The 508-nt window shown below is 57.5% G+C and carries 1 rRNA gene; it reads left to right on the top strand.

Annotated features, from left to right (window positions below):
- A 23S ribosomal RNA gene (locus ACERI1_RS18830) occupies nucleotides 1–508 on the top strand; the annotation flags it as partial.

The raw sequence follows: 508 nt of genomic DNA, 5'->3' as shown, positions 1-508 counted from the left end.
GAGCACACTGTCCGTACCGAGATCCGACACAGGTACTCGTGGCGGCGAAAGCCAAGGTCTGTCGGGAGCAACCGACGTTAGGGAATTCGGCAAGTTAGTCCCGTACGTTCGCAATAAGGGATGCCTGCCCCGTCTCGGGGCAGGTCGCAGTGACTCGGGCGCTCCGACTGTCTAGTAACAACATAGGTGACCGCAAATCCGCAAGGACTCGTACGGTCACTGAATCCTGCCCAGTGCAGGTATCTGAACACCCCGTACAAGGGGACGAAGGACCTGTTAACGGCGGGGGTAACTATGACCCTCTTAAGGTAGCGTAGTACCTTGCCGCTTTAGTAGCGGCTTGCATGAATGGATCAACGAGAGCGCCACTGTCCCAACGTTGGGCCCGGTGAACTGTACGTTCCAGTGCGGAGTCTGGAGACCCCCAAGGGGAAGCGAAGACCCTATAGAGCTTTACTGCAGGCTGTCACTGAGACGTGGTCGCCATTGTGCAGCATAGGTAGGAGGC

This window comes from Natrinema sp. HArc-T2, from assembly GCF_041821085.1.
Taxonomy (GTDB): Archaea; Halobacteriota; Halobacteria; order Halobacteriales; family Natrialbaceae; genus Natrinema.
This window is presented reverse-complemented; position numbering and strand designations above follow the sequence as displayed.